Here is an 18,702-nt window from a genome sequence, read left to right on the forward strand (position 1 = left end):
GCCGGCCCGCGCTGGCTTTTGGCCAACACCCGCATGACCGCGACGGAGATCTCGGCCGCCTTGGACTACTTTGAGCCGGCCGCCTTCACTCATGCTTTCCGACACTGGTTGGGCATGACGCCGAGTGCGTGGCGGCGCATGAGCCAATCAGAGACGAATCGCGACCGGCGGCACGAAGATCCTCGTCTCTGCGGCCGGGTCGGCAGAGTTAACAGCACGTCCGTGCCTGTGCCAGTACTCTCGTGAAGCTGTCGCGAGGGTCGAACGTGCAGGATGCTCGCTCAACCATCAGGTAACTCCCTACTGCATTTATAAGACGCAGATCAGAGATGTATCATAAAAATATTGATTGCGAAGTACGATTGCATACTAATCTATTTCGTCTATTTTAACAAGATTTCGCCTCAGATTGGCTGTCTCTTGGCACGTTCATGGCTGAGATGCCCGCCTTCGAAGTCCGGATCGCGACCAGAGAGACTGGCGGCATCCTGCGCGCGCCGACCGAGCGTGAGATTGCTACGAAGGCGGAAACCCAGATCCGCAGGGTCCATGCACGTGGCGAGCTGATTGGTCTCAGCATCGCAGGGCCGAGCGCTGCCGGCATCACCCGGCTCAACGCGTACTTCGACGATGTCCTGATCGAAGTTTCGCGATTGAACGATGCCGGAGATGCTGCTGCCGCCCGCTCTATGCGAACATGGGGCGGCGCATAGCGGGAACGTGCATTCAAGCGAGCTGAAAAGCTATGCCGACGGCGTCTGATCCGCGCCTGATTAAGGGCAGCCCGCACCGCTCGAACAGCGTCAGCATGGGCGTGTTGTCCGGCAGGACCTCTGCAATCAGTCCGGTTCGTCCGCTCTTTTGGGCGATGCCGATGAGGTGCCGCATCAGCGCGGCGCCGATGCCCTTGCCCTGATACCGGTCGACCACGGTGAAGGCCACTTCGGCTTGGCCGAGCTGTGTCACCACATAACGAGCGCCGCCAACGATCACGTGCTCGCCGGCCTGTTCCGCAACGGCGACTAAAGCTACATGGCTCTTGAAGTCGACGTTGAGGAAGAACGCGATCTCCTTATCCGTGAAGTGGTGCTTGGCGCCGAAGAAGCGGCGCTAGAGCGACTGGGGGCTCGCATGCTCCACGGCGCTCAACATCCCATCCCGATCATCAGGCCGCAATGCGCGGATTTCCAGTGCCCGGCCGTCCCGCAGGCGCTCGATAGCCCACTAGTGTGACGGATCATCCATCACGGCCACCCTCCTCGAAAGCGCCGTCGTCTTGCGAGACCCCGCGGCGTGAATTGCGCCTCATAGAAGCCGTTCGTCGCGAGGCTCATGGGCCGGCTCCAACACACAGGCCGCAAGCTCGGTCAGTATGCGTAACAAACAGTGAACGTCACCGGGTTCGCTTTGCGATAGGCCCGTAGGCAGCGGACCCGGTGTTCATGCAGTGCTGTCAGTAGCCGCAGGTGCAGCCACTGTATCCTTGCGCGGGGTAGCTGTAGCCGTAGGCGGCGGGGGCGTAGCCGCCATAGTAGGAATCGCCGTAGCCATAGCCGCCGTAATAGTTGCTGGCCGCAGCCCCGACCGCGGTGCCGACCGCGAGACCGGCTAGACCCGCGCCGACGCCATAGCCGTAACCTCGACCACCGTGCCCATAGCCGCGGTAGCCGTAGCCGCGGGCACCATAGAAACCGCCGCGATAGCCGTATCCTCGGCCACCGTAGAAACCGCCGCGGTAGCCACCAGCCACGCCACGATAACCACCAACGCCGCCGCGCCAGCCGCCTCCGGCGAAGCCACCACGGAAGTCGCCGCCACCGAAGCCGCCGCGGGCCTCAACGGTGTCCGCGGCGATCAGCGCGCCCATCCCGAGCACGGCCAGAGACACCAAAACAACTTTCTGCATAGCACTCTCCATAACGCCGGCTTCTGAACGGTATTATGCGTGTTAAGCTTCCACGAGCCGCCTCGTTGTCGAACGGAGCCGCTCGTATGCAGAACCTTGTCTTTGATGGTAGCCCGCGCGCTCCACTGCGGTGCTAGTAGGCGTGGGAGGCAGCCGTGTATGGGCGGGGTGGATGCCGTCCATAATGTCCCGACGCCAGCACACTTGCGCCAACGACTGGGGCAACAGGATCAAATGGTAAAAGCGCAGCGCCAACGGAGACGAAGCCTGCCAACGCACGCAGATCGTCGGGCTGCCGTGGATCGCGGGAGATGAACTGCGTCTCGCGTTGGAACCTCAGATTGCATGCTCGTGTCGGTAGGCTCCCGGCAGGGGTGCAGGCGTCGTGCCGGGCGCAGGCGGCGTCGAGGGCGTCGATGGGTGGTAGCGGCGCGTTGTTGCCCATGCCGCAATAGTTGCCGTGAATTAGCACTGCCGGCTGGTCAATGCCGCTCGCCGATTGAGCCAGAGCGGGTGAGGTCAGGCAAGCGGCAAGGATAAGGGGAGGTAAGATCCTGAGGAGCATGGTTTCAATCCTCGCTACAGGTCCAGGAGGTCGGATTCACCGGAAGAGGCCCGTACTGCTCCAAACTCCTCATCGGTCGGATCGTACCGTCACCTGAACAGGTTGCTTGATCCAAGAGGACAGCCGGCGAAGTCCGGCGACGTTTGTGGTCAAATGTTGCGATCGTCGGGGAGCAGGTGTCGCGGGCCGCCAATTCGTTCCGATTACGCCCTGAAAGGACAACGATGACGCCTATCCCGATCCGCTTCGCCACCGGAGCCCTGATTGGTCTCGCCGCGTCCGCCGGTACCCTGTGCAATGCGGCTCAAGCGGCCGAGCCTTTCGGCACGTGGCAGACAGAAGATGGACGTGATCGTATACGAATCGAACGCGGCGGTTCGGACCACGCCCGCCTATGCGGCTTTGTCGTCTGGGGAAAAGAGCTCCTGGACGAGAATGGTAAGCCGAAGGTCGACCGCTACAGCCCGAACCCGAGCAAGCAGGGGCGGCCTCTGCTCGGTCATCAACTGCTGTCCAGTTTGAAGCAGAACGCAGGGGGTCGGTTTGAGGGCAAGATCTATAGCTCTGACAACGGCAAGTCCTGCGAGGTAACATTGTGGAGCAACCAGCCGTCGGCGCTGACGATCAAGGGCTGTATGCTCGCCGTATTTTGCGGTTCACAGACTTGGTCGCGCGTGATGGACGCGCCTCCCGGCCAGCTCCAGGGCGCTACCGATGCGCCCGGTGGACCGCGCTCTGACTCGGAACTGGGGACCAAGCCGGCGGTCGGAGGTGCTCCGGCGAACAAGGGGCGCTCGGCTGCGCAGCCGCAGTGAAATCGTACGCCTGACATGGCACGCCCGGTCACCGTGACCCCACGCTACGACAAAGGCACTCAGCCCGATTTAAGCAATGCGATGGATGCCGCCTCTCCCCGGCGAGCGTCACCTTCGCCAAGGCGCTGCTGCGACCTGACGTCGAGATTGCAAAGCCGACCGATCCCACACATCGACGCATTGCGCTCAACCGCCACGCTTTACGTCCGCTATAGAGACGCTCTTGAGGCTCTTCGGATGACCGAGATGGGCGCAAAGCCGAATGTCGGGTTTGGAGTGATCGGCTGCGCTGCGGTCGCGTCGCATATCGCTGCAAGGTATTATCCGGCAGGATGCCTTCTAACATCATCTCGCAATCTGAATGACATAGGTGTTCGCAGTCTCAATCCGGTTGGCGCGCCAAACGTTTGTAGGACGACAGCCTAGCTGGAACAAACGACAGCTGGTTGGAACAAAATGGTAGCGGTGCCCCTGCGAGGTGCCGCGTCTAAGTCCTTCCAAATCAGGTAAAAATCGACGCTTGTGTGCGCCGGGTGCCTGCTGAGCAACCTTTTGGCATTGAGATAGACGCTCGGCTTTGGGCAGAGCGTCGGCATCTACACCCTGACTTGCTGCGTCGGCCGACAATGACGGTGGCAGGGCGGACGGAGGGTCGGGCTCACCGCTTCTTCCGTCGGTCGACCGGCGGGTAGAACTGCGGGCTCTCGCGGCGGTCGAACATGCCGTAGTCGCGTACCACCCGCACGGTCCGGATGCGCATGCATTCGGCCTGGGCCGGCTCGGTCGGCTTGAACGCAGAGGCCGCGTCGGGGTCGATCCACGACAACAACAGCATCACCTTGCCCGGATTGTAGATCGAGTCGAACACGTCCGATGCCACAAGGCCGCTGGCCGTGAGAGCGAGCCCGCGCGCACCCGTCAGGTCGTCCGGCAGGGACTGGCCGGGGCGAGGCACCGTCTCGCACAACTGGCAAACCTTGGCGGCGCCGACCTCGGTCGCGTCGAGCCGCTGCTCACGCACCCCATGGCCTTGAGGCGGATGGGTGTCTGCCGTCACCTCGCCGACCCGGAGGTGGTAATCGGAGAACACCTCGAACCGGCCCTTCTCCTGGACGAGGTGGTGGCCCGCATGCGTCCGCCAGCGGATCACCGACTTCTCGTCCCGCCAAGTCGAGTGCGACAGCACCCAACCCGGTCGGGTCCGGCTCGTGAAGCGCTCGTTATCGATGAAACCGTCGATGTTCTCCAACTCGGGCTTCAGTGCCTTGCCGTGCGCAAGGTACGCGTCCTTCCGGCCCTCGCTGGGACGGGCCTCGAAGATGACCGAGAACATGGCTCCTCCGTCTTTGCAGGTCTGGTGAGGCCGAGTTGATCCCGGCCAGGAAGGCGGGCCGACGCTGGACTGGCGATGAGTGTGTGGCGGGAAGCTCATGATGTCAGCGGCGAACGCTTCGGTCACGACCGAAGCGTTCCGACGTGATCGACGAACGTCTGAGGCCTATGGTCGTGCGATGACGAACGCCGCCAGCCTGTCCGGAACCGCTGCCCTGATCGGGGATCCCGCACGGGCCAACATCCTCACGGCCCTGCTCGATGGCCGGGCCCTGACGGCGACGGAACTCGCCTACACGGCGGGCGTGACGGCGCAGACTGCGAGCGGCCACCTCGGGAAGCTGGTCGAAGGGCGCCTGCTGGGCGTCGCCGTCCAGGGTCGTCACCGGTACTTCCGGCTCGCCTCGCCCGAGGTCGCCCGGATGCTGGAGACCATCCTGGTGGTGGCGGCGGCGGGACCGGAGGCAGCCAGGCCGCGCGCGACGCCCCGGGTCAGTCCGGAGCTGCGTGCGGCCCGAACCTGCTACGACCACCTGGCCGGGCGTCTCGGTGTCGCCATCGCCGACGCGCTCGTGTCGCGCGGCCTGATCGTTTTGGGTGACGAGGCCGGCGAGGCGACCGAGGCCGGCCGCGCGTGGCTCGCGCAGTTCGGGGTGTCGGTCGAGCCTGCCGGTCGGAGCAAGCGTATGTTCTGCCGTCCGTGTCTGGACTGGAGCGAGCGGCGACCGCACCTCGCCGGCCGCCTTGGGGCGGCGTTGTGCCGCCGATGCGAGGAACTTGGCTGGGTTGACCGGGCCCGGGACGGGCGGGTCGTCACGGTGACCGAAGCCGGCCGGAGCGGGTTCGCGAACGTGTTCGGGTTTTACAGGTGAACGCCGGCAGCCTCGTCGGGCAGCGCCGCCGACCGGTGCGGCCCTGTCGAGACGATGCCCACGGTGGCCGGGCATCAGCGCCGGCTAGCTCCTGTCCAAAACCTTATCGGCCTTCGCCTCGACCTTCTTCTTGTCGGCCGGCGAGAGGTTGCCGGCCTTCTCCTGCTGGGCGGCGCGGGCCTTGGCGTTCCGGGCGTGCGCCTTGTCCTCCACGGGGTATTTCCGCTCCTCCGGCAGGGCAAACTTGCTCTTGGACAGGTCCTCGCGTTCCTCGGTCTTGAGCTTCGACATCGTGGTCTCCGGGTTTTCGGAAGGGGCAACGCTGCACCGGATGCGGTGGTGCCCGACTCGAAGGCAGCGAGGGCGAGGCATCCGTTCCATGCCGTCGTCGTGCGGGCGCTCCCGAGTGTGGCCGGCATTGGCTCCGGCCTTGCCCGTCAGGTGCGCCCAGGCGATCACCATTCCCCGATCAGAACTCCTTCACCATGAAACGCGTGGCCCCGGACTCGTCCATGTCGGTGCAGGAGCCGACCCAGCGCGCAATGGCGCCGTGATGGTCGCGCACGGGCTTGCCGCGGGTCAGGAACCAGAGGTGGGCGCCGCCCGCGCGGCGGGTGCGGAACTCCGCCTCGAAGTCCTCACCCGTCGCGAGCGACAGCCGCCACACCCTGTCGGCCCCCATCCGTCGTCCGGGTAGACGATGCCGGCCCATGCGGAGCCGTCGAGGGTGCTGGGCGCCGTGCCGCTGTAGGCGTGGACCTGCTCGTTGAACCTGTAGAGCCTACCGTTCGGGCGGGCTGCCCGGACGTGGCTCGGCGCGGGCTGCGCGACGATGCGGAATTGCTCCTCGCTCGCGCGAGGCGGCTCCTCTCGGGCGTGCTCCGCGGTGATGTTTGAGGCCGTAGGCGAAGCGGACCTCCTCGGGCGCGCCGACCCAGTCGCGCACCAGCCGCTGGTGCTGCACCTCGACGGCGCCATCGCCGGCGAGCAACCGGGCGAACCCGGGCCCGAGCTCGTGCCGTGCCGTGCCACGGCGAATACTTTGCGTTCCGGTCGTCCCAGGGCGCCGGGATGCTTGCCCCTGGTTCGAGCAGCGCCACGCTCGGTTCAAGCCCGTTCTCAGGCCGCCGGACAGAGCGGCACCGCCGCACGGGGCGTGCCGGTGCAATGGCGTCCGAGGCGCCCCTGCGGACGGCGCAACCACTCTGGCAGCATTCGGGATCTAGCCCCCCGTCTCCCGTAGCAGCCCCGGCACCTCGCCCGAGAGCTCCCGGGCGAGGAAGCCGACCGGGCCGAGTGATGCGGCTAGGCGCTTGCCGGCCTCGCCGTGCAGGAACACGGCCCACAGCGCCGCGGGCAAGGGCGCCAGGCCGCGCGCGAGCAGCCCGACGACGATGCCGGCCAGGACGTCGCCCGAACCGGACGTCGCCAAGCCGACGCCGCCTCCCTCGTAGAGCCAGCGTGCGCCTTGCGGGTCCACGATCCAGGTCTTTGCCCCCTTCATCACGACGACGGCGTGCAGCAGGTCGGCCGCCTTCAGCGCCGCGTCGAGCGGGTCGGCCTCCACGGCGTCCCGGCTCCGGTCCAGCAACTGCGCCATCTCGCCGGCATGGGGCGTGATCACCAGCCGTTCCCCGTGCCGACGGACTCCAGCGGCATGCGCGGCGAGCCCGGAGACCGCGGCCGCGTCGAGGATGAAGGAGGCGTCCGGCAGCGCCTCCAGCAGTTCCACCGCCAGCTTGGTGGTCGGGCCGTCCTCGGTCAGGCCGGGACCGATCAAGAGGGCGTCGCAGCCCTTCGCCATCTTCTGCAGGCATTCCGAGGCGCGTGCGCCGTCGACACCGCCTTCCGGCGTCTCCGGAAGGTCGATGACCATCGCCTCGGGCACCGCCAGTCCCATGCCGGCGGCCCTGCTCTCGACGGTGGCGATCTTCAGCTTGCCCGCACCGGCGCGCAGGGCGGCGATGCCGGCCAGCAGGGCGGCTCCGGGGACCGACTTGGAGCCGCCGAGCACAAACGCGCTGCCGCGCTCGTCCTTGCTGCCCTCGTGCGGGACCGGCAGAGGAAACGCCTTGAGGCTGTCGGCGGTGAGGCTGTCGTGCGTCATCGGGCGGCCACGTTCGCGTCGGGCTCGGAGGTGACTGGCGCCCCGGCCTCGGCGACCGGCGCGACGAAGTTGTAGCGTTCCAGGACGAGCTTGCCGGTGCTGCCCTCGCGGGGTCGGAAGGCGTACTCCGTCACCGAGCAGTTCGCGACGTCGCCCGCGGCATCGATGGCCAAGATCTCCGCCTCGGTCATGTCCTCGATCAGGTAGCGCAGGCACAGCACGACCACCTGGTGCGCAACGATGAGCACCCGCCTCTCTCCATGGTGAAGCGAGACAGTGTCCAACACGCTCCGGAGGCGCTGGATCACGTCGCACCAGCTCTCGCCCGACGGTGGGCGGTGGTAGAACTTGCCCAGGCGCCGGCGCATCTCGGCCTGCTCGGGATACAACTGCTCGACGCCGGTCCGCGTCAGCCTGTCGAGGATGCCGAGCTCCTTCTCGCGCAGCCGCTCGTCGACCAAGTGTTCGGGTGCGCCTTGCGCGAGGCCGCCGGCGGCGCGGATGTGCTCGGACGTCTGCCTGGCTCTTCGGTAGGGCGAGGTCAGAACGATCTCGGGCCTGCCCCCGGCCGGAAGGTCGGCAAACCAGCGCCCGACGGCTTCGGCCTGTCGCCCCCCAAGCGCGCTGAGGGGTACGTCGACGTCACGCTCGGCGATGTCGATCCGGGCCAGGCTGGCCCCGTGCGCGGCCTCGGCGGCGACGTTGCCCGCGCTCTCGCCGTGCCGCACAATCCATAATCGGTTCGGCCAGCGCTGCTGCATGCGGTTGCGTCCTCCCGTCGTGTCCGGCAACGCCGCCGACGCCGACCAGTTCACGCGTGGGGTGCTGCACCGTCGACGTTATGCCTCTGCGGAAGCTGCCTGAGGCCCTGCGTCATTGGGCGGATCGAGGCTGTCGGCAAGGCTGAGGTAGTCGAAGCGGCCTCTCCCGCGCCCGTCCGGCGGCAGCAGCCTCAGTCCCTGCTCCGCGTCGCGTCGGCCCGCAGCCCAGCGGTCGCGGATCGAGGAGGGCGAGAAGTCGAAGCTCTTGGCTGCGAGCTCGTCGGCGCCGGCCTGGTAGACGAGGTGGAGCAGCGTCACCGCTGGTCCCTTGGGATCGAGCCGCTGCCGCAACTCGTACTCGCGCCTGAGGCCCGCAATCGCCCGGCGCGGCGCGCTGGCGAAGATGAGGTCGTTCGCGCGCTCGATGACTGCGTCGAGGGAAGCCGGACGCGGCGCGCGCAAGGAGAACAGGTCCGAGGCGATGCACAGGAGGTCCCGCTCGGGCTCGGTCTCGAAGAGCGGGTCGAGGGGCAGGTTGTTCGTGTAGCCCGCGTCGCACAGGACCCGCCCGTCCACCTCCACCGGCGGGAAGGCCGGAAGGATGGCCGTGCTGGCGAGGATGTGCTCGGGCCGGACCTCCTCGCGGGCGGTGTCGAAGTAGACCTCCTCGCCGGTCTCGATGTCGACGCAGCCGACCGTCAGGCGCGTGCCGCCCCGGTTCAGGCGGTCGAAGTCGACGAGGCGTTCGAGCGTCCGCAGCAAGGGTGCGTTGTCGAACAGGGCCACGTCGTTCGGCACCCATGGCAGGGCCGACCAGAGGCCGGGGAGGCGATGGCGGAAGATGCTCGGCCGCCCCCAAGCGAGCGCCAGGAGGGCATGGAGCCCATTGTAGACCTGGCGCGGCTTGAGCAGCCCGGTCGGGCTCGGTCCCGTGGCCTGGGTCGCCTCGTCCCAGAACGTCCGGAGCTTGGCGACCCTGTCCTCGGGGGCGTTGCCCGCGACGATGGCGGCGGTCACGGCACCGATGGAGGCGCCCACGACCCAGTCGGGCCGAAGCCCTCTGTCATGCAGCACCTCGTAGGTTCCGGCATGGTAGGCGCCGACGGCGTTGCCGCCGGCGAAGACCAGGGCCAGGTGGCGTGTGTTGTCCGGCATCCGTGCCTTCATCCGTTGCGGGCTGAACTTGGTTATGACCCGGTCAGTGTCGCCGAGGCCGCGGAGGTTCCCGTACCAGGTGCCTCACCAACCGCCGGCAGGGCTCCTGCTCCCGGGCCTACGTCCGGTTTGGCGTCAGCCCTGCGGCTTGAACACGACTTTGGTGCAGTCGTCGTTCAGCGGCGCCTTGGCTTGGCTCGCGTGCCGACGATGACCGCCGCCGTCGAGGACGTCCTCGCGACGGCCCACATCCGCCACTGCGTAGGCGAGATCGACGAAGCCGTCGATGGACCGCAATAGACGGTCGGCGGGAACGTGGGTGTCGAACGAGTATTCGTAGAACGGAGCGGCCGGCTCAACTTGCCGAGGCCCCATCATCTACGTCGATCCCCGCCTCACATCGGCAGTGAGTCAGCATGCAAATGCCGCCGCAACAGCCGAGTTTTTCAACGAAATCGGCCGAAAGCGGCCGGTCTGGTTTAAAGCAACGGCGAAGGAGAACTGGACGCTGGCACGCGAGCAATTCCGTCGCTTTCGCTGCAGGCAGCCCGGCCCCATGTTGCCTATGCAGATAGCGATGATGTCGGCTGCCTTACCGCAGCGACAAGGTACGGGGGAGGTCGGAAAGGAGCTCGATCCCGTTTGCGGTGACGACGACAGTCTCGGAGGCGCCGACCGTCCAGGCGCCGAACCGGCGCAGGGTCGCTGGCAGGTGGAAGACCATGCCGGGCTCGATCGGTCTGTCCTGTCCGGTGAAGAGCGAGAGCAGGCTCCCCTCCCCCCAGTCCGGGGCGAAGGCGATGCCCATCGAGTAGCCGATGCGCTTGCGGAAGGCCGGGCCGTAGCCCGCCGCGTCGATGATGGCCTGCGCCGCCCCGTGGGGAGCCGAGCAGGGATGGCCGGGGCGAATCGCGTCGAGCGCCGCGTCGAGGGCGCGCAGCGCGCAATCCATCATCCGCGACGCCTCTTCCGGTGGCGGCCCGATCCAGACGCTGCGCATCAGCGCCGCGTGGTAGCGGGCGTGACTGCCGGCAAGTTCGAGGAAGACTGGGTCGCCCGGCTCCAGCCGGCGCCGCCGCCACGTCATGTGCGGCAGCCCGCTGCGCGGGCCTGACGCGACCAGAGGCTCCATCGCCATGGCTTCGGACCCGGCGGCCGTCGCCGCCGCCAGCATGGCGGCGGCGACGGCGTTCTCGTCGGTGCCGGCGGCGCAGGCGTCGAGCCCCGCGGCGAGCCCGGCCTGCGCGTAGCGGGCGGCGGCCCGGATCGCCGCGAGCTCGGCCGCCGACTTCACTGCCCGCAAGGGGGCGAGGAGGCCGGAGCCGTCGCGCAGCGAGCCGCGGCCGAGGGCGGCGTCGATCCGCGTCGCGAGCGCCGGCGAGATGAACCAGCCGTCCCGCTCCAGGGCCAGCTTGGCAAGCCCGCGTTCGCGCACGAGGGCCGCCAGCGCCTCGACCGGGTCGGCGCCGTCCGGATAGGCCTGGATGTCGTCGAGCCAGGTATTGGCGGCCGCGCCCGGCAGTTCGAGTTGCCGGACCAAGAGGGCCGGGTCCCCCTCCGCCGGCACGAGGAGGGCCTGGAAGGCGAAGTAGCCTGCAGTCTGGCGTCCGGTCAGCCAGTAGATTGTCTCCGGGCTGGTCACGACGAGGGCGTCGTGGCCGGCGGCCGCGATGGCGGCCCGGGCCGCTCCCTGCCGGGCGGCGAACTCCGCTTCCGGGAAGGCTGCCTCGCAGCCGCGCAGGGCCGGGAATTCGTGCATCGCGCCGCCCTCGTTTCAGACTTCGCTCAGGCGTCGGATGATGCCCTGCTTGAAATTCTCGAGATGGGCCGCGATGGCGTCCGCCGCTGCCGCCGCGTCCTTGGCCCGCAGGGCGGCGACCACCGCGAGGTGCTCGTGATGGACCGCCTCGAACCGCTCGGGCATCCGGCTCAGGTTGAACATCTGCGTCTTGAGTCGCAGATCCTTGATCGTCTTGGCGAGGATCGCGTTGTGGCTGTGATCCGCGATCAGGTCGTGGAAGCGCCGGTCGACCTCCCAGTTGCCCGGCGCGTCCGGGTCGCCCGCCGCCAGCAGCGTCTCCATCTGCCGCTGCAAATCCGCCAGCACCGTGTCGGCGATCCGCCCGGTGGCCAGCATGACGCTCTCCCGCTCCAGCAGGCGGCGGACATGCAGGATCTCGATCAGTTCGCGCAGGGAGAACTCCTTGACGACGAGCATCCCGCCGGGCTGCCGCTCGATCAGCCCCTCGGTCTCCAGCCGCGACATCGCCTCGCGGGTCGGGGTCCGGGAGATGTCGAGCATCTCGGCGAGGCGGCGCTCGTGCAGCACGGTGCCGGCCGGAAGGTCGCGGCGGACCAGCATGTCGAGCAGCCGGTCGTAAGCCCTCTGCCCGAGGCTCTGCTCGCGCCGGGCATTGAGCGCCGTCGTGTACGACGATGCATCGAGGGTCTTCATCGTGTCCTCCCGGAGCGGCCGGCCGGGCCGCTCCCATTTTCTTGTTCTCCGGCGTCCGCCGCGCCCGCTCACATGGCGGGCGTGCGGATCGGCGCCTTCGGGGCCGGGTCATAGCCGATCAGCGGCGTGACGAGCTTGGCGTAGGTACCGTCAGCGACCATCTCGGCCAGGGCCTTGTTGACGGCGGCATGCAGGTTCGGCTTGCCCTTCTTGATGGCGAAGCCCTTCTGGACGGTGCTCAGCGGGGTCTCGATCATCACCAGCGGCAGCTTGCGCGCCTTGATGGCGTAGTTGCCGGCCACTGCGTCGTTGATCACCGCATCGATGTTGCCGCCGACGAGGTCCTGCATGGCGTCCGCGGCGGTCTTGTAGCTCTTCAGACTGGCGCCGTGCTCCTCGGCGAGCTTGCCGAAGGTCGAGGCCGAGAGGGCGCCGACATTGCGGCCCTTGAGGTCGTCCGGCCCCTTGATGCCCGTATCCTTGAGGGTGACGATCCGCGCGCCGGACTCGAGCCACCCGTCCGCGAAGGCGACCTGCTTCTGCCGGGCCGGGGTGATGTCCATCGACTCGCTGGTGATGTCGTACTGATCGGCCATCAGGCCCACCAGCAGGGCGTCGAACTTGATGTTGACCGGGCTGTATTCGAGCCCGAGCCGGCGGCAGACCTCGCGCATCACCCGGACTTCCAGCCCGTCGAGCTCGCCGCTCGGCGTGCGCATGCTGAAGGGCGCGAAGGTGCTGTCCGTCGCCACGATCAGCTTGCCGGGCTCGATCAGCTCCAGCTTGCCCTCGGCTGCGCGGGTCGCGGGGGCGGCGAGGAGGCCGGCGCCGAGGCTGGCACAGAGGGCGACGAGGGCGAGGACGTGGCGGCGGTTCATGGTGATCTCCGGTTTCGGGACGGGGCGGGAGGTGTCGGCCGCGGCCCGTCCCGCGGCGGGGGAGGCTCAGGACAGGCGGGCGTAGCGCCGCTCGAAATAGGCTGAGAGCTGCGACAGGATCGACGTGAGGCCGAGGTAGATCAGCGCCGCCGCAATGTAGAAGTCGAACGGCCGGAAGGTCGTGGCGATCATGAGCTGCGCGTAGAGTGTCAGCTCCACGACCGTGATCGTCGACAGGAGCGAGGTGTTCTTGACCGCCGAGATCGCCTCGTTGGTCAGCGACGGCAGGATCATCCGGAACACCTGCGGCAGGACGATCCGCACCATCATGATCCGCGGGTTCATGCCCAGCGCGAGCGCCGACTCGACCTGACCCCGGGGAATCGCCGCGAGGCCGGCCCGGATGGTCTCGGCCACGTAGGCGCCGCTGCTGACGCCCAGCGCGATGATGCCGGCAGTGATCGGCGAGAGCTTCACCCCGATCTGCGGCATGCCGAAATACACGATGAAGACCTGGATCAGGGTCGGCGTGCCGCGGATGAACCAGACGTAGAAGCTCGCGAGCGCCCGGAAGGGCGCGAAGGACGAGCGCTTGCCCAGCGCCCCGAGCAGACCGCAGACCCAGCTCACCAGGATGCTCGCCACCGTGACGCCGAGCACCACCAGGGTCGCCGAGAGGAAGCCGGGGCCGTAGGTGACGATCTCGTCCGAGAGGGTGAGCCACCAATCCTGCAACGCCGCGACGCTCATCGCTGTCTGATCTCCCCGGTGGTGGGTCGGCGGCTCACGCCGTCTGTCCGAGCGCGGCGGGCGCGTGCAGCACGCGCCGGAGGAACTGGCGCAGCCGCTCGCTCCGGGGGGCGCCGATGATCGCGTCCGGCGGCCCATCCTCGGCGATCACGCCGCCGTCGAAGAACAGGGTGCGGGTGCCGACATCCCGGGCGAAGGCCATCTCGTGGGTGACGAGCAGCATCGTCATTCCGTCCGCCGCGAGGGAGCCGATCAGCGCCAGCACCTCGCCGACCAGTTCCGGATCGAGGGCCGAGGTCACCTCGTCGAACAGCATCACCTTGGGGGCCATCGCCAGGGCGCGCACGATCGCCACGCGCTGCTGCTGCCCGCCCGAGAGCTTCGACGGGTAGGCATGCCGCTTCTCGTAGAGGCCGATGCGCTGGAGCAGCGCCTCCGCCTCCGCGACGGCCTGCCGGCGTGGCATCCGCCGCACCCGGATCGGCGCCTCGATGACGTTCTCCAGCACGGTCATGTGCGGCCAGAGATTGTAGCTCTGGAAGACCATGCCGATCCGCGCGCGCAACTCGCAGAGCTGCTGCGGCGTCGGCTGGCGGCGGGCGCCCTGCTCGTAGTCGAAGGCAAAGCGCTCGAAATCCATGAAGCCGGAGGTCGGCGTCTCCATGAGGTTCAGGCAGCGCAGGAACGTGCTCTTGCCCGAGCCGCTTGCGCCGATGATCGACACGACCTCGCCCTCGTGGATGTCGAGGGAGATGCCCTTCAGGACCTCGTTGGCGCCGTAGCTCTTGTGCAGCTTCCTGATCTTCAGGAGCGGAGGCGCGGCCGTCTCGATCTGAGCCATCGTCGAACCTGATGTTATGCGGTCATGTCGCGGATATATGCTTCGATCTGCGCCAGATCGACGCTTATTTGCTGACAGTTTGCTTTTCAAAGCTATCGTATCAAAGTTTTTATCTCGTTATCGGCACTGTTTTACGTTGCAAAGGCCGCTTCGATGCCTTAGCAGAGCCGGTATACCGCCGGCATTCAAGCGGTATTTTTGAGCATGGCTGCCTCCGACATGGTCATCGAGCCCCTGGGTCCCGGTATTCCCTTCGCGACCGCGCCGAACCCGTGCCTCATTGTTCAGCCGATCGACCGGCCCGGGCCGGCGCGTCGGCGGGCTGCGGCCTTGGAATCCCGGGCCGGCACCGGCCGCGGTCCCGCGATCCGCGCCGAACCGGACGCCGGGGATCGGCGAGGCTCGGGGGCCGCGCGCAGCGGGCAGCCGGCATGATGGACCTCGCGATCGACCCGGATTTCTGCGCAGCCCTGTTCGCCGAGCTCCTGGCCTTCAGCCAGGACGCGCCGGGCGTGACGCGGGCGGCCTACGGCGCCGGCGAGGAGCGCGCCCACGCCCTGATGCGCTCCACCGGGCTGGCGCTGGGGCTCACCGCCGAGACCGACGCGGCCGGCAACCTGTTCCTGACGATGGCGGGGCGCGACCCGGCCCTGGCGCCCTGGATGGTCGGCTCGCACGTCGACACGGTGCCCCACGGCGGCAATTTCGACGGGGCGGCGGGCGTGATCGGCGGCCTTGCGGCCATGGACGCCCTGCGCCGGGCGGACCTCGTGCCGGAGCGGCCCGTGACGATCGCGGTGTTCCGGGCCGAGGAGAGCGTGTGGTTCCCCGCCTCCTATGTCGGCAGCCGGGCCGCGTTCGGCCTTCTGCCGCCTGAGGTGCTCGACCTGCCCCGCGCCGATACCGGCCGGAATCTGCGCGACCACATGGCCGTGCTCGGCCTGCGGCCGGAGGCGGTGGCACGGGGCGAGCGGCTGCTCGATCCGGCGCGGATCCACGGCTTCGTGGAGATGCATATCGAGCAGGGGCCGGCGCTGGAGGCGGCCGGGATCCCGGTGGGTTTCGTCACGGCGATCAGCGGCAGCTTCCGCTACCGGAAGGCCGCCTGCTTCGGCCGCTACGGCCATTCCGGCGCCGTGGCGCGGGGCGAGCGCAGCGACGCCGTCTTCGCTCTCGCCGACCTGATCACCGGCCTGGATTCGCTCTGGGGCACGCTGGAGGCGGAGGGCTGCCCGGCCACGATCACGCTGGGCGAGGTCGCCACCGACCCGGTTCAGCACGCCTTCGCCAAGATCCCCGGCGAGGTCCGGTTCTGCCTCGACGTGCGCAGCACCGAGCCGGCCGTTCTCGACCGGATCGAGGCGGCGCTCGCCGAGCGCGTCGCCGCCATCGAGGCCGCCCGCTTGGTGCGCTTCGTCCTGGGCGAGCGCACCGGCAGCACGCCGGCGCGGATGAGCGCCGCGCTGGTCGAGGCCCTGTCCGGGCACGCGCGCCGGCTCGGGATGCCGTTCCGGACGATGGCGAGCGGGGCGGGGCACGACACCGCGACGCTGGCCGGCCAGGGCGTGCCGAGCGCGATGATCTTCGTCCGTAACCAGAACGGCAGCCACAACCCCGACGAGGCGATGCGGATCGAGGATCTCTGCGCGGCCGCCACCCTGGTGGCCCACCTCGTCGCCGAAGCCTGACCCCGCGCGCAAGAAAGGATGCACTGATGATCGTCGATCTGAACTGCGACATGGGCGAGGGCTTCGGCGTCTACCGCCTGGGCGACGACGCCGAGATGCTGACCGTGGCGACCTCGGCCAACATCGCCTGCGGCTTCCACGCCGGCGACCCGCTGGTGATGCACGAGACCCTGCGCGGCGCCGCCGCGAACGGCGTGCAGGCCGGCGCCCATCCGAGCTTCCTCGACCTCTGGGGCTTCGGCCGGCGGCCGATCCACGGCGAGCGCCCGTCCGACGTCGAGAAGGCGGTGCTCTACCAAGTCGGCGCCCTGCTGGCGCTCGCCCAGGATGCCGGCTGCCCGGTGCGCCACGTGAAGACCCACGGGGCGATGGGCAACATGGCCAACGAGGATGCCGACCTCGCCCTGGCGGTGGCGCGGGCGATCCGCACCCTCGACCGCGACCTGATCTTCGTGGTGATGCCGGGCCTGGAGACCGAGCGGGCCGGCGAGAAGCTCGGCCTGCCGATCGCGCGCGAGATCTACGCCGACCGCGCCTACGCGGATGACGGTACCCTGGTTTCGCGCAAGCTCCCCGGCGCCGTGCTGCACGATCCCGAAGCCGTCTCGGAGCGCGTGGCGCGGATGCTGGAGGACGGGGCGATCACCTGCCTGTCCGGGCGGCGCATCCCGACGCGGATCGACACGGTCTGCGTCCACGGGGACACGCCCGGCGCCGTCGCCATGGCCCGCCGGCTGCGCGCGAAGTGTGCCGCCAAGGGGATCGCCCTGCGTCCGATGGCCGAGGTGCTCGGTGTCTGAGCCCGGCTACCGTCTCCTCGATTGCGGCGATCGGGCTCTCACGGTGGAGCTCGGCCGCGCGGTCGACCCTACGGTCAACGCGCAGGTCATCGCCCTCGACGCGGCGCTCCGCGGCGCCGGCCGCCCCGGCCTCCTGGAGACCGTGCCGACCTACCGCTCGCTCCTCGTCCTCTACGATCCGGACCTGCTGCCCCGGGACGACCTCGTCGCACTGATCGCCGCGCACTGGCCGCCACCGGACGGGGCGGTGGGGGCGCTGCGCCGCTGGCGGGTGCCGGTCCATTACGGCGGCGCGCACGGCGCCGACCTCGCCGACCTCGCGGCCGGGGCCGGACTCAGCCCGGAGGAGGTGGTCGCGCTCCATGCCGGCCGTGATTACCGCGTCTACATGATCGGGTTCGCCCCCGGCTTCGCCTATCTCGGCGGCCTCGATCCCCGGCTCCACGCGAGCCGGCGCACCGATCCGCGCCCCAAGACGCCCGCCGGTAGCGTCTCGATCGGCGGGAACCAGACCGGCGTCTCGCCGCCCCTGGAGCTGCCGAGCGGCTGGCAGCTCATCGGCCGCACGCCCGCGCGCTCCTACGATCCGGCCCGGGCGGAGCCGTTCCTGTTCGCGGCCGGCGACCTGATCCGGTTCGAGCCGATCGACCGCGCCGCGTTCGACGCCCTCAGCGAGGCCGCCCGCGCCGGCGAGACCGTCGCGACCCTGGAGCAAATCGATGCCTGAGGGCCTGCGCGTCGTCGCGCCCGGCGTGTCCTCGACCCTGCAGGATGCTGGTCGGCCGGGCTACCTGCGCTACGGCATCTCGGGGTCCGGCGCGATGAATCCCGACCTGCTCGCCCTGGCCAACGGCCTCGTCGGCAACCCGCTCGACGCCGCGGTGATCGAGATGGCGATGGTCGGTCCGACCCTCGTCTGCGAGACGGAGGCCTGCCGCGTCGCCCTCGCCGGGGCGCCCTTCGCGATGAGCCTGAACGGCCGCGCCCTCGACCCGTTCACCGCCCACGACCTCCGGCGCGGCGACCGGCTCGTCCTCGGCGGCCCGCGGCAGGGCCTGCGCGCCTGCCTCGCGGTCGCCGGGGGCTTCGCCGTCGCGCCGATGCTCGGCAGCGTCGCGACGCACACCCGCACGCGCCTGGGCGGCCTCGACGGCAATCCCCTGGCCGCGGGCGACCTTCTGCCCCTCGCGGCGCCCGCACCCCGCGACCGCCCGCTGACCCTGCCGCTGCCCCACCGGCCGACCTTCGGCGGGCCGATCCGGGTGGTTCTCGGGCCTCAGGCCGACGGCTTCACCGAGGACGGTCTGCGGACCCTCCTCTCCGAACCCTACACCCTCACGGCGCGGGCGGACCGGATGGGCTGCCACCTCGACGGGCCGCCGATCGTCCACGCGGACGGCTTCAACATCGTCTCGGACGGGATCGTGAACGGCTCGATCCAGGTGCCCGGCCACGGGCGCCCGCTGATCCTGCTGGCCGACCGCCACACCACCGGCGGCTACCCGAAGATCGCCACCGTGATCTCGGCGGATCTCGGCCGCGTCGCGCAGGTGCGGCCGGGCGAGACGATCCGGTTCGCGGCCGTCGCCGTCGCGGAGGCCCAGGCCATCGCCCGCGCGGCGCGGCTCGGCCTGGCCGCGCGGCTGGCGGCGCTGGTGCCGGCCGGCGGCGGCGGCGATCTCGACAGCGCGTTCCTGCTGTCCTGCAACCTCGTCGGCGGCGTCGTCTCGGCGCGTGCCCCCGATCCGGCGCCCTGAAAGCGCCGTACCCCCTCCCC

23 protein-coding genes are annotated in these 18,702 nt (G+C 69.0%); 8 read left to right on the forward strand and 15 right to left on the reverse strand.

Annotated elements, in window-relative coordinates; translation table 11 throughout:
* Nucleotides 1-18 precede the first annotated feature (18 nt).
* Together CIW48_RS28370 and CIW48_RS28375 are read left to right on the forward strand one after the other, a co-directional pair.
* Nucleotides 19-246, forward strand: a complete 228-nt coding sequence (locus CIW48_RS28370) for an AraC family transcriptional regulator (protein WP_348645143.1) — start codon at nucleotides 19-21, stop codon at nucleotides 244-246.
* Between the two features lie 185 nt (nucleotides 247-431).
* Nucleotides 432-713: a hypothetical protein gene (locus tag CIW48_RS28375; RefSeq protein ID WP_149313771.1), complete on the forward strand. Its 282-nt coding sequence runs from the start codon at nucleotides 432-434 to the stop codon at nucleotides 711-713.
* Between the two features lie 13 nt (nucleotides 714-726).
* Here CIW48_RS28375 and CIW48_RS28380 read toward each other — a convergent pair whose 3' ends face one another.
* From CIW48_RS28380 to CIW48_RS34310, 3 genes are all read right to left on the reverse strand, one after another.
* Nucleotides 727-1,068, reverse strand: a complete 342-nt coding sequence (locus CIW48_RS28380; protein WP_348645144.1) for a GNAT family N-acetyltransferase — start codon at nucleotides 1,066-1,068, stop codon at nucleotides 727-729.
* A gap of 385 nt (nucleotides 1,069-1,453) precedes the next feature.
* Nucleotides 1,454-1,906 carry a hypothetical protein gene (locus CIW48_RS28385; RefSeq protein WP_173009428.1) on the reverse strand — a complete coding sequence of 151 codons (453 nt, stop codon included), beginning with the start codon at nucleotides 1,904-1,906 and terminating at the stop codon, nucleotides 1,454-1,456.
* Between the two features lie 133 nt (nucleotides 1,907-2,039).
* Nucleotides 2,040-2,471, reverse strand: a complete 432-nt coding sequence (locus tag CIW48_RS34310) for a hypothetical protein (protein WP_149313773.1) — start codon at nucleotides 2,469-2,471, stop codon at nucleotides 2,040-2,042.
* 224 nt (nucleotides 2,472-2,695) lie between these two features.
* On the opposite strand from CIW48_RS34310, the gene CIW48_RS28395 reads away from it, so the two are divergent.
* The gene (locus tag CIW48_RS28395; protein WP_149313774.1) at nucleotides 2,696-3,286 is read left to right on the forward strand and encodes a DUF2147 domain-containing protein; all 591 of its coding nucleotides are present in this window, start codon (nucleotides 2,696-2,698) and stop codon (nucleotides 3,284-3,286) included.
* Nucleotides 3,287-3,944: 658 nt separating this feature from the next.
* Here CIW48_RS28395 and CIW48_RS28400 read toward each other — a convergent pair.
* The gene (locus tag CIW48_RS28400; protein WP_149313775.1) at nucleotides 3,945-4,619 is read right to left on the reverse strand and encodes an antibiotic biosynthesis monooxygenase; all 675 of its coding nucleotides are present in this window, start codon (nucleotides 4,617-4,619) and stop codon (nucleotides 3,945-3,947) included.
* Nucleotides 4,620-4,797: 178 nt separating this feature from the next.
* On the opposite strand from CIW48_RS28400, the gene CIW48_RS28405 reads away from it, so the two are divergent.
* The gene (locus CIW48_RS28405) at nucleotides 4,798-5,490 is read left to right on the forward strand and encodes a helix-turn-helix transcriptional regulator (protein WP_149313776.1); all 693 of its coding nucleotides are present in this window, start codon (nucleotides 4,798-4,800) and stop codon (nucleotides 5,488-5,490) included.
* An 84-nt stretch (nucleotides 5,491-5,574) separates the two neighbouring features.
* Here the strand turns inward: CIW48_RS28405 and CIW48_RS28410 are convergent, their stop codons facing one another.
* From CIW48_RS28410 to CIW48_RS28460, 11 genes are all read right to left on the reverse strand, one after another.
* Nucleotides 5,575-5,781 (reverse strand): DUF6582 domain-containing protein, encoded by a 207-nt coding sequence (locus CIW48_RS28410; protein ID WP_091785476.1) that lies wholly within the window; start codon nucleotides 5,779-5,781, stop codon nucleotides 5,575-5,577.
* Nucleotides 5,782-5,959: 178 nt separating this feature from the next.
* Nucleotides 5,960-6,172 carry a PAS domain-containing protein gene (locus CIW48_RS28415; protein ID WP_173009429.1) on the reverse strand — a complete coding sequence of 71 codons (213 nt, stop codon included), beginning with the start codon at nucleotides 6,170-6,172 and terminating at the stop codon, nucleotides 5,960-5,962.
* 540 nt (nucleotides 6,173-6,712) lie between these two features.
* Nucleotides 6,713-7,597, reverse strand: a complete 885-nt coding sequence (locus CIW48_RS28420) for an NAD(P)H-hydrate dehydratase (protein WP_149313778.1) — start codon at nucleotides 7,595-7,597, stop codon at nucleotides 6,713-6,715.
* The gene (locus CIW48_RS28425; RefSeq protein ID WP_149313779.1) at nucleotides 7,594-8,358 is read right to left on the reverse strand and encodes a histidine phosphatase family protein; all 765 of its coding nucleotides are present in this window, start codon (nucleotides 8,356-8,358) and stop codon (nucleotides 7,594-7,596) included. The genes CIW48_RS28420 and CIW48_RS28425 overlap by 4 nt, the downstream gene beginning before the upstream one ends.
* A gap of 78 nt (nucleotides 8,359-8,436) precedes the next feature.
* Nucleotides 8,437-9,513, reverse strand: a complete 1,077-nt coding sequence (locus CIW48_RS28430) for a patatin-like phospholipase family protein (RefSeq protein WP_149313780.1) — start codon at nucleotides 9,511-9,513, stop codon at nucleotides 8,437-8,439.
* 135 nt (nucleotides 9,514-9,648) lie between these two features.
* On the reverse strand, nucleotides 9,649-9,891 hold the full coding sequence (locus CIW48_RS28435; protein ID WP_149313781.1) for a hypothetical protein: 243 nt from the start codon (nucleotides 9,889-9,891) through the stop codon (nucleotides 9,649-9,651).
* A 214-nt stretch (nucleotides 9,892-10,105) separates the two neighbouring features.
* Nucleotides 10,106-11,272, reverse strand: coding sequence for a Xaa-Pro peptidase family protein (locus tag CIW48_RS28440; protein ID WP_149313782.1), 1,167 nt, complete (start codon nucleotides 11,270-11,272; stop codon nucleotides 10,106-10,108).
* Nucleotides 11,273-11,287: 15 nt separating this feature from the next.
* On the reverse strand, nucleotides 11,288-11,968 hold the full coding sequence (locus CIW48_RS28445) for a GntR family transcriptional regulator (protein ID WP_149313783.1): 681 nt from the start codon (nucleotides 11,966-11,968) through the stop codon (nucleotides 11,288-11,290).
* A gap of 68 nt (nucleotides 11,969-12,036) precedes the next feature.
* Nucleotides 12,037-12,846 carry a transporter substrate-binding domain-containing protein gene (locus CIW48_RS28450; protein WP_149313784.1) on the reverse strand — a complete coding sequence of 270 codons (810 nt, stop codon included), beginning with the start codon at nucleotides 12,844-12,846 and terminating at the stop codon, nucleotides 12,037-12,039.
* Between the two features lie 66 nt (nucleotides 12,847-12,912).
* Nucleotides 12,913-13,596, reverse strand: coding sequence for an amino acid ABC transporter permease (locus tag CIW48_RS28455; protein ID WP_149313785.1), 684 nt, complete (start codon nucleotides 13,594-13,596; stop codon nucleotides 12,913-12,915).
* 34 nt (nucleotides 13,597-13,630) lie between these two features.
* A complete protein-coding gene (locus CIW48_RS28460; RefSeq protein ID WP_149313786.1) occupies nucleotides 13,631-14,437 on the reverse strand; it encodes an amino acid ABC transporter ATP-binding protein in 807 nt (268 codons plus the stop codon).
* A gap of 431 nt (nucleotides 14,438-14,868) precedes the next feature.
* On the opposite strand from CIW48_RS28460, the gene CIW48_RS28470 reads away from it, so the two are divergent.
* The 4 genes from CIW48_RS28470 to CIW48_RS28485 are packed head-to-tail and all read left to right on the forward strand — an operon-like array spanning nucleotide 14,869 to nucleotide 18,682.
* Nucleotides 14,869-16,125, forward strand: coding sequence for a Zn-dependent hydrolase (locus CIW48_RS28470; RefSeq protein ID WP_149313788.1), 1,257 nt, complete (start codon nucleotides 14,869-14,871; stop codon nucleotides 16,123-16,125).
* Between the two features lie 26 nt (nucleotides 16,126-16,151).
* A complete protein-coding gene (locus CIW48_RS28475) occupies nucleotides 16,152-16,925 on the forward strand; it encodes a 5-oxoprolinase subunit PxpA (protein WP_149313789.1) in 774 nt (257 codons plus the stop codon).
* The gene (gene pxpB, locus CIW48_RS28480; RefSeq protein WP_149313790.1) at nucleotides 16,918-17,652 is read left to right on the forward strand and encodes a 5-oxoprolinase subunit PxpB; all 735 of its coding nucleotides are present in this window, start codon (nucleotides 16,918-16,920) and stop codon (nucleotides 17,650-17,652) included. Before CIW48_RS28475 ends, pxpB begins: the two co-directional genes overlap by 8 nt.
* Complete coding sequence (locus tag CIW48_RS28485; protein ID WP_149313791.1) at nucleotides 17,645-18,682, forward strand: biotin-dependent carboxyltransferase family protein; 1,038 nt, start codon at nucleotides 17,645-17,647, stop codon at nucleotides 18,680-18,682. Before pxpB ends, CIW48_RS28485 begins: the two co-directional genes overlap by 8 nt.
* Nucleotides 18,683-18,702 lie beyond the last annotated feature (20 nt).

Origin of the sequence: Methylobacterium sp. P1-11, from assembly GCF_008329595.1 — a bacterium.
In the GTDB taxonomy this organism is placed as follows: Bacteria; Pseudomonadota; Alphaproteobacteria; order Rhizobiales; family Beijerinckiaceae; genus Methylobacterium.

What these genes read in the sequence shown, in the direction of transcription:
- CIW48_RS28375 (WP_149313771.1), top strand. Translation starts at nt 432, where the DNA reads ATGGCTGAGATGCCCGCCTTCGAAGTCCGGATCGCGACCAGAGAGACT.
- CIW48_RS28385 (WP_173009428.1), bottom strand. Translation starts at nt 1,906, where the DNA reads ATGCAGAAAGTTGTTTTGGTGTCTCTGGCCGTGCTCGGGATGGGCGCG.
- CIW48_RS34310 (WP_149313773.1), bottom strand. Translation starts at nt 2,471, where the DNA reads ATGCTCCTCAGGATCTTACCTCCCCTTATCCTTGCCGCTTGCCTGACC.
- CIW48_RS28395 (WP_149313774.1), top strand. Translation starts at nt 2,696, where the DNA reads ATGACGCCTATCCCGATCCGCTTCGCCACCGGAGCCCTGATTGGTCTC.
- CIW48_RS28400 (WP_149313775.1), bottom strand. Translation starts at nt 4,619, where the DNA reads ATGTTCTCGGTCATCTTCGAGGCCCGTCCCAGCGAGGGCCGGAAGGAC.
- CIW48_RS28405 (WP_149313776.1), top strand. Translation starts at nt 4,798, where the DNA reads ATGACGAACGCCGCCAGCCTGTCCGGAACCGCTGCCCTGATCGGGGAT.
- CIW48_RS28410 (WP_091785476.1), bottom strand. Translation starts at nt 5,781, where the DNA reads ATGTCGAAGCTCAAGACCGAGGAACGCGAGGACCTGTCCAAGAGCAAG.
- CIW48_RS28415 (WP_173009429.1), bottom strand. Translation starts at nt 6,172, where the DNA reads ATGGGGGCCGACAGGGTGTGGCGGCTGTCGCTCGCGACGGGTGAGGAC.
- CIW48_RS28420 (WP_149313778.1), bottom strand. Translation starts at nt 7,597, where the DNA reads ATGACGCACGACAGCCTCACCGCCGACAGCCTCAAGGCGTTTCCTCTG.
- CIW48_RS28425 (WP_149313779.1), bottom strand. Translation starts at nt 8,358, where the DNA reads ATGCAGCAGCGCTGGCCGAACCGATTATGGATTGTGCGGCACGGCGAG.
- CIW48_RS28430 (WP_149313780.1), bottom strand. Translation starts at nt 9,513, where the DNA reads ATGCCGGACAACACACGCCACCTGGCCCTGGTCTTCGCCGGCGGCAAC.
- CIW48_RS28435 (WP_149313781.1), bottom strand. Translation starts at nt 9,891, where the DNA reads ATGATGGGGCCTCGGCAAGTTGAGCCGGCCGCTCCGTTCTACGAATAC.
- CIW48_RS28440 (WP_149313782.1), bottom strand. Translation starts at nt 11,272, where the DNA reads ATGCACGAATTCCCGGCCCTGCGCGGCTGCGAGGCAGCCTTCCCGGAA.
- CIW48_RS28445 (WP_149313783.1), bottom strand. Translation starts at nt 11,968, where the DNA reads ATGAAGACCCTCGATGCATCGTCGTACACGACGGCGCTCAATGCCCGG.
- CIW48_RS28450 (WP_149313784.1), bottom strand. Translation starts at nt 12,846, where the DNA reads ATGAACCGCCGCCACGTCCTCGCCCTCGTCGCCCTCTGTGCCAGCCTC.
- CIW48_RS28455 (WP_149313785.1), bottom strand. Translation starts at nt 13,596, where the DNA reads ATGAGCGTCGCGGCGTTGCAGGATTGGTGGCTCACCCTCTCGGACGAG.
- CIW48_RS28460 (WP_149313786.1), bottom strand. Translation starts at nt 14,437, where the DNA reads ATGGCTCAGATCGAGACGGCCGCGCCTCCGCTCCTGAAGATCAGGAAG.
- CIW48_RS28470 (WP_149313788.1), top strand. Translation starts at nt 14,869, where the DNA reads ATGATGGACCTCGCGATCGACCCGGATTTCTGCGCAGCCCTGTTCGCC.
- CIW48_RS28475 (WP_149313789.1), top strand. Translation starts at nt 16,152, where the DNA reads ATGATCGTCGATCTGAACTGCGACATGGGCGAGGGCTTCGGCGTCTAC.
- CIW48_RS28485 (WP_149313791.1), top strand. Translation starts at nt 17,645, where the DNA reads ATGCCTGAGGGCCTGCGCGTCGTCGCGCCCGGCGTGTCCTCGACCCTG.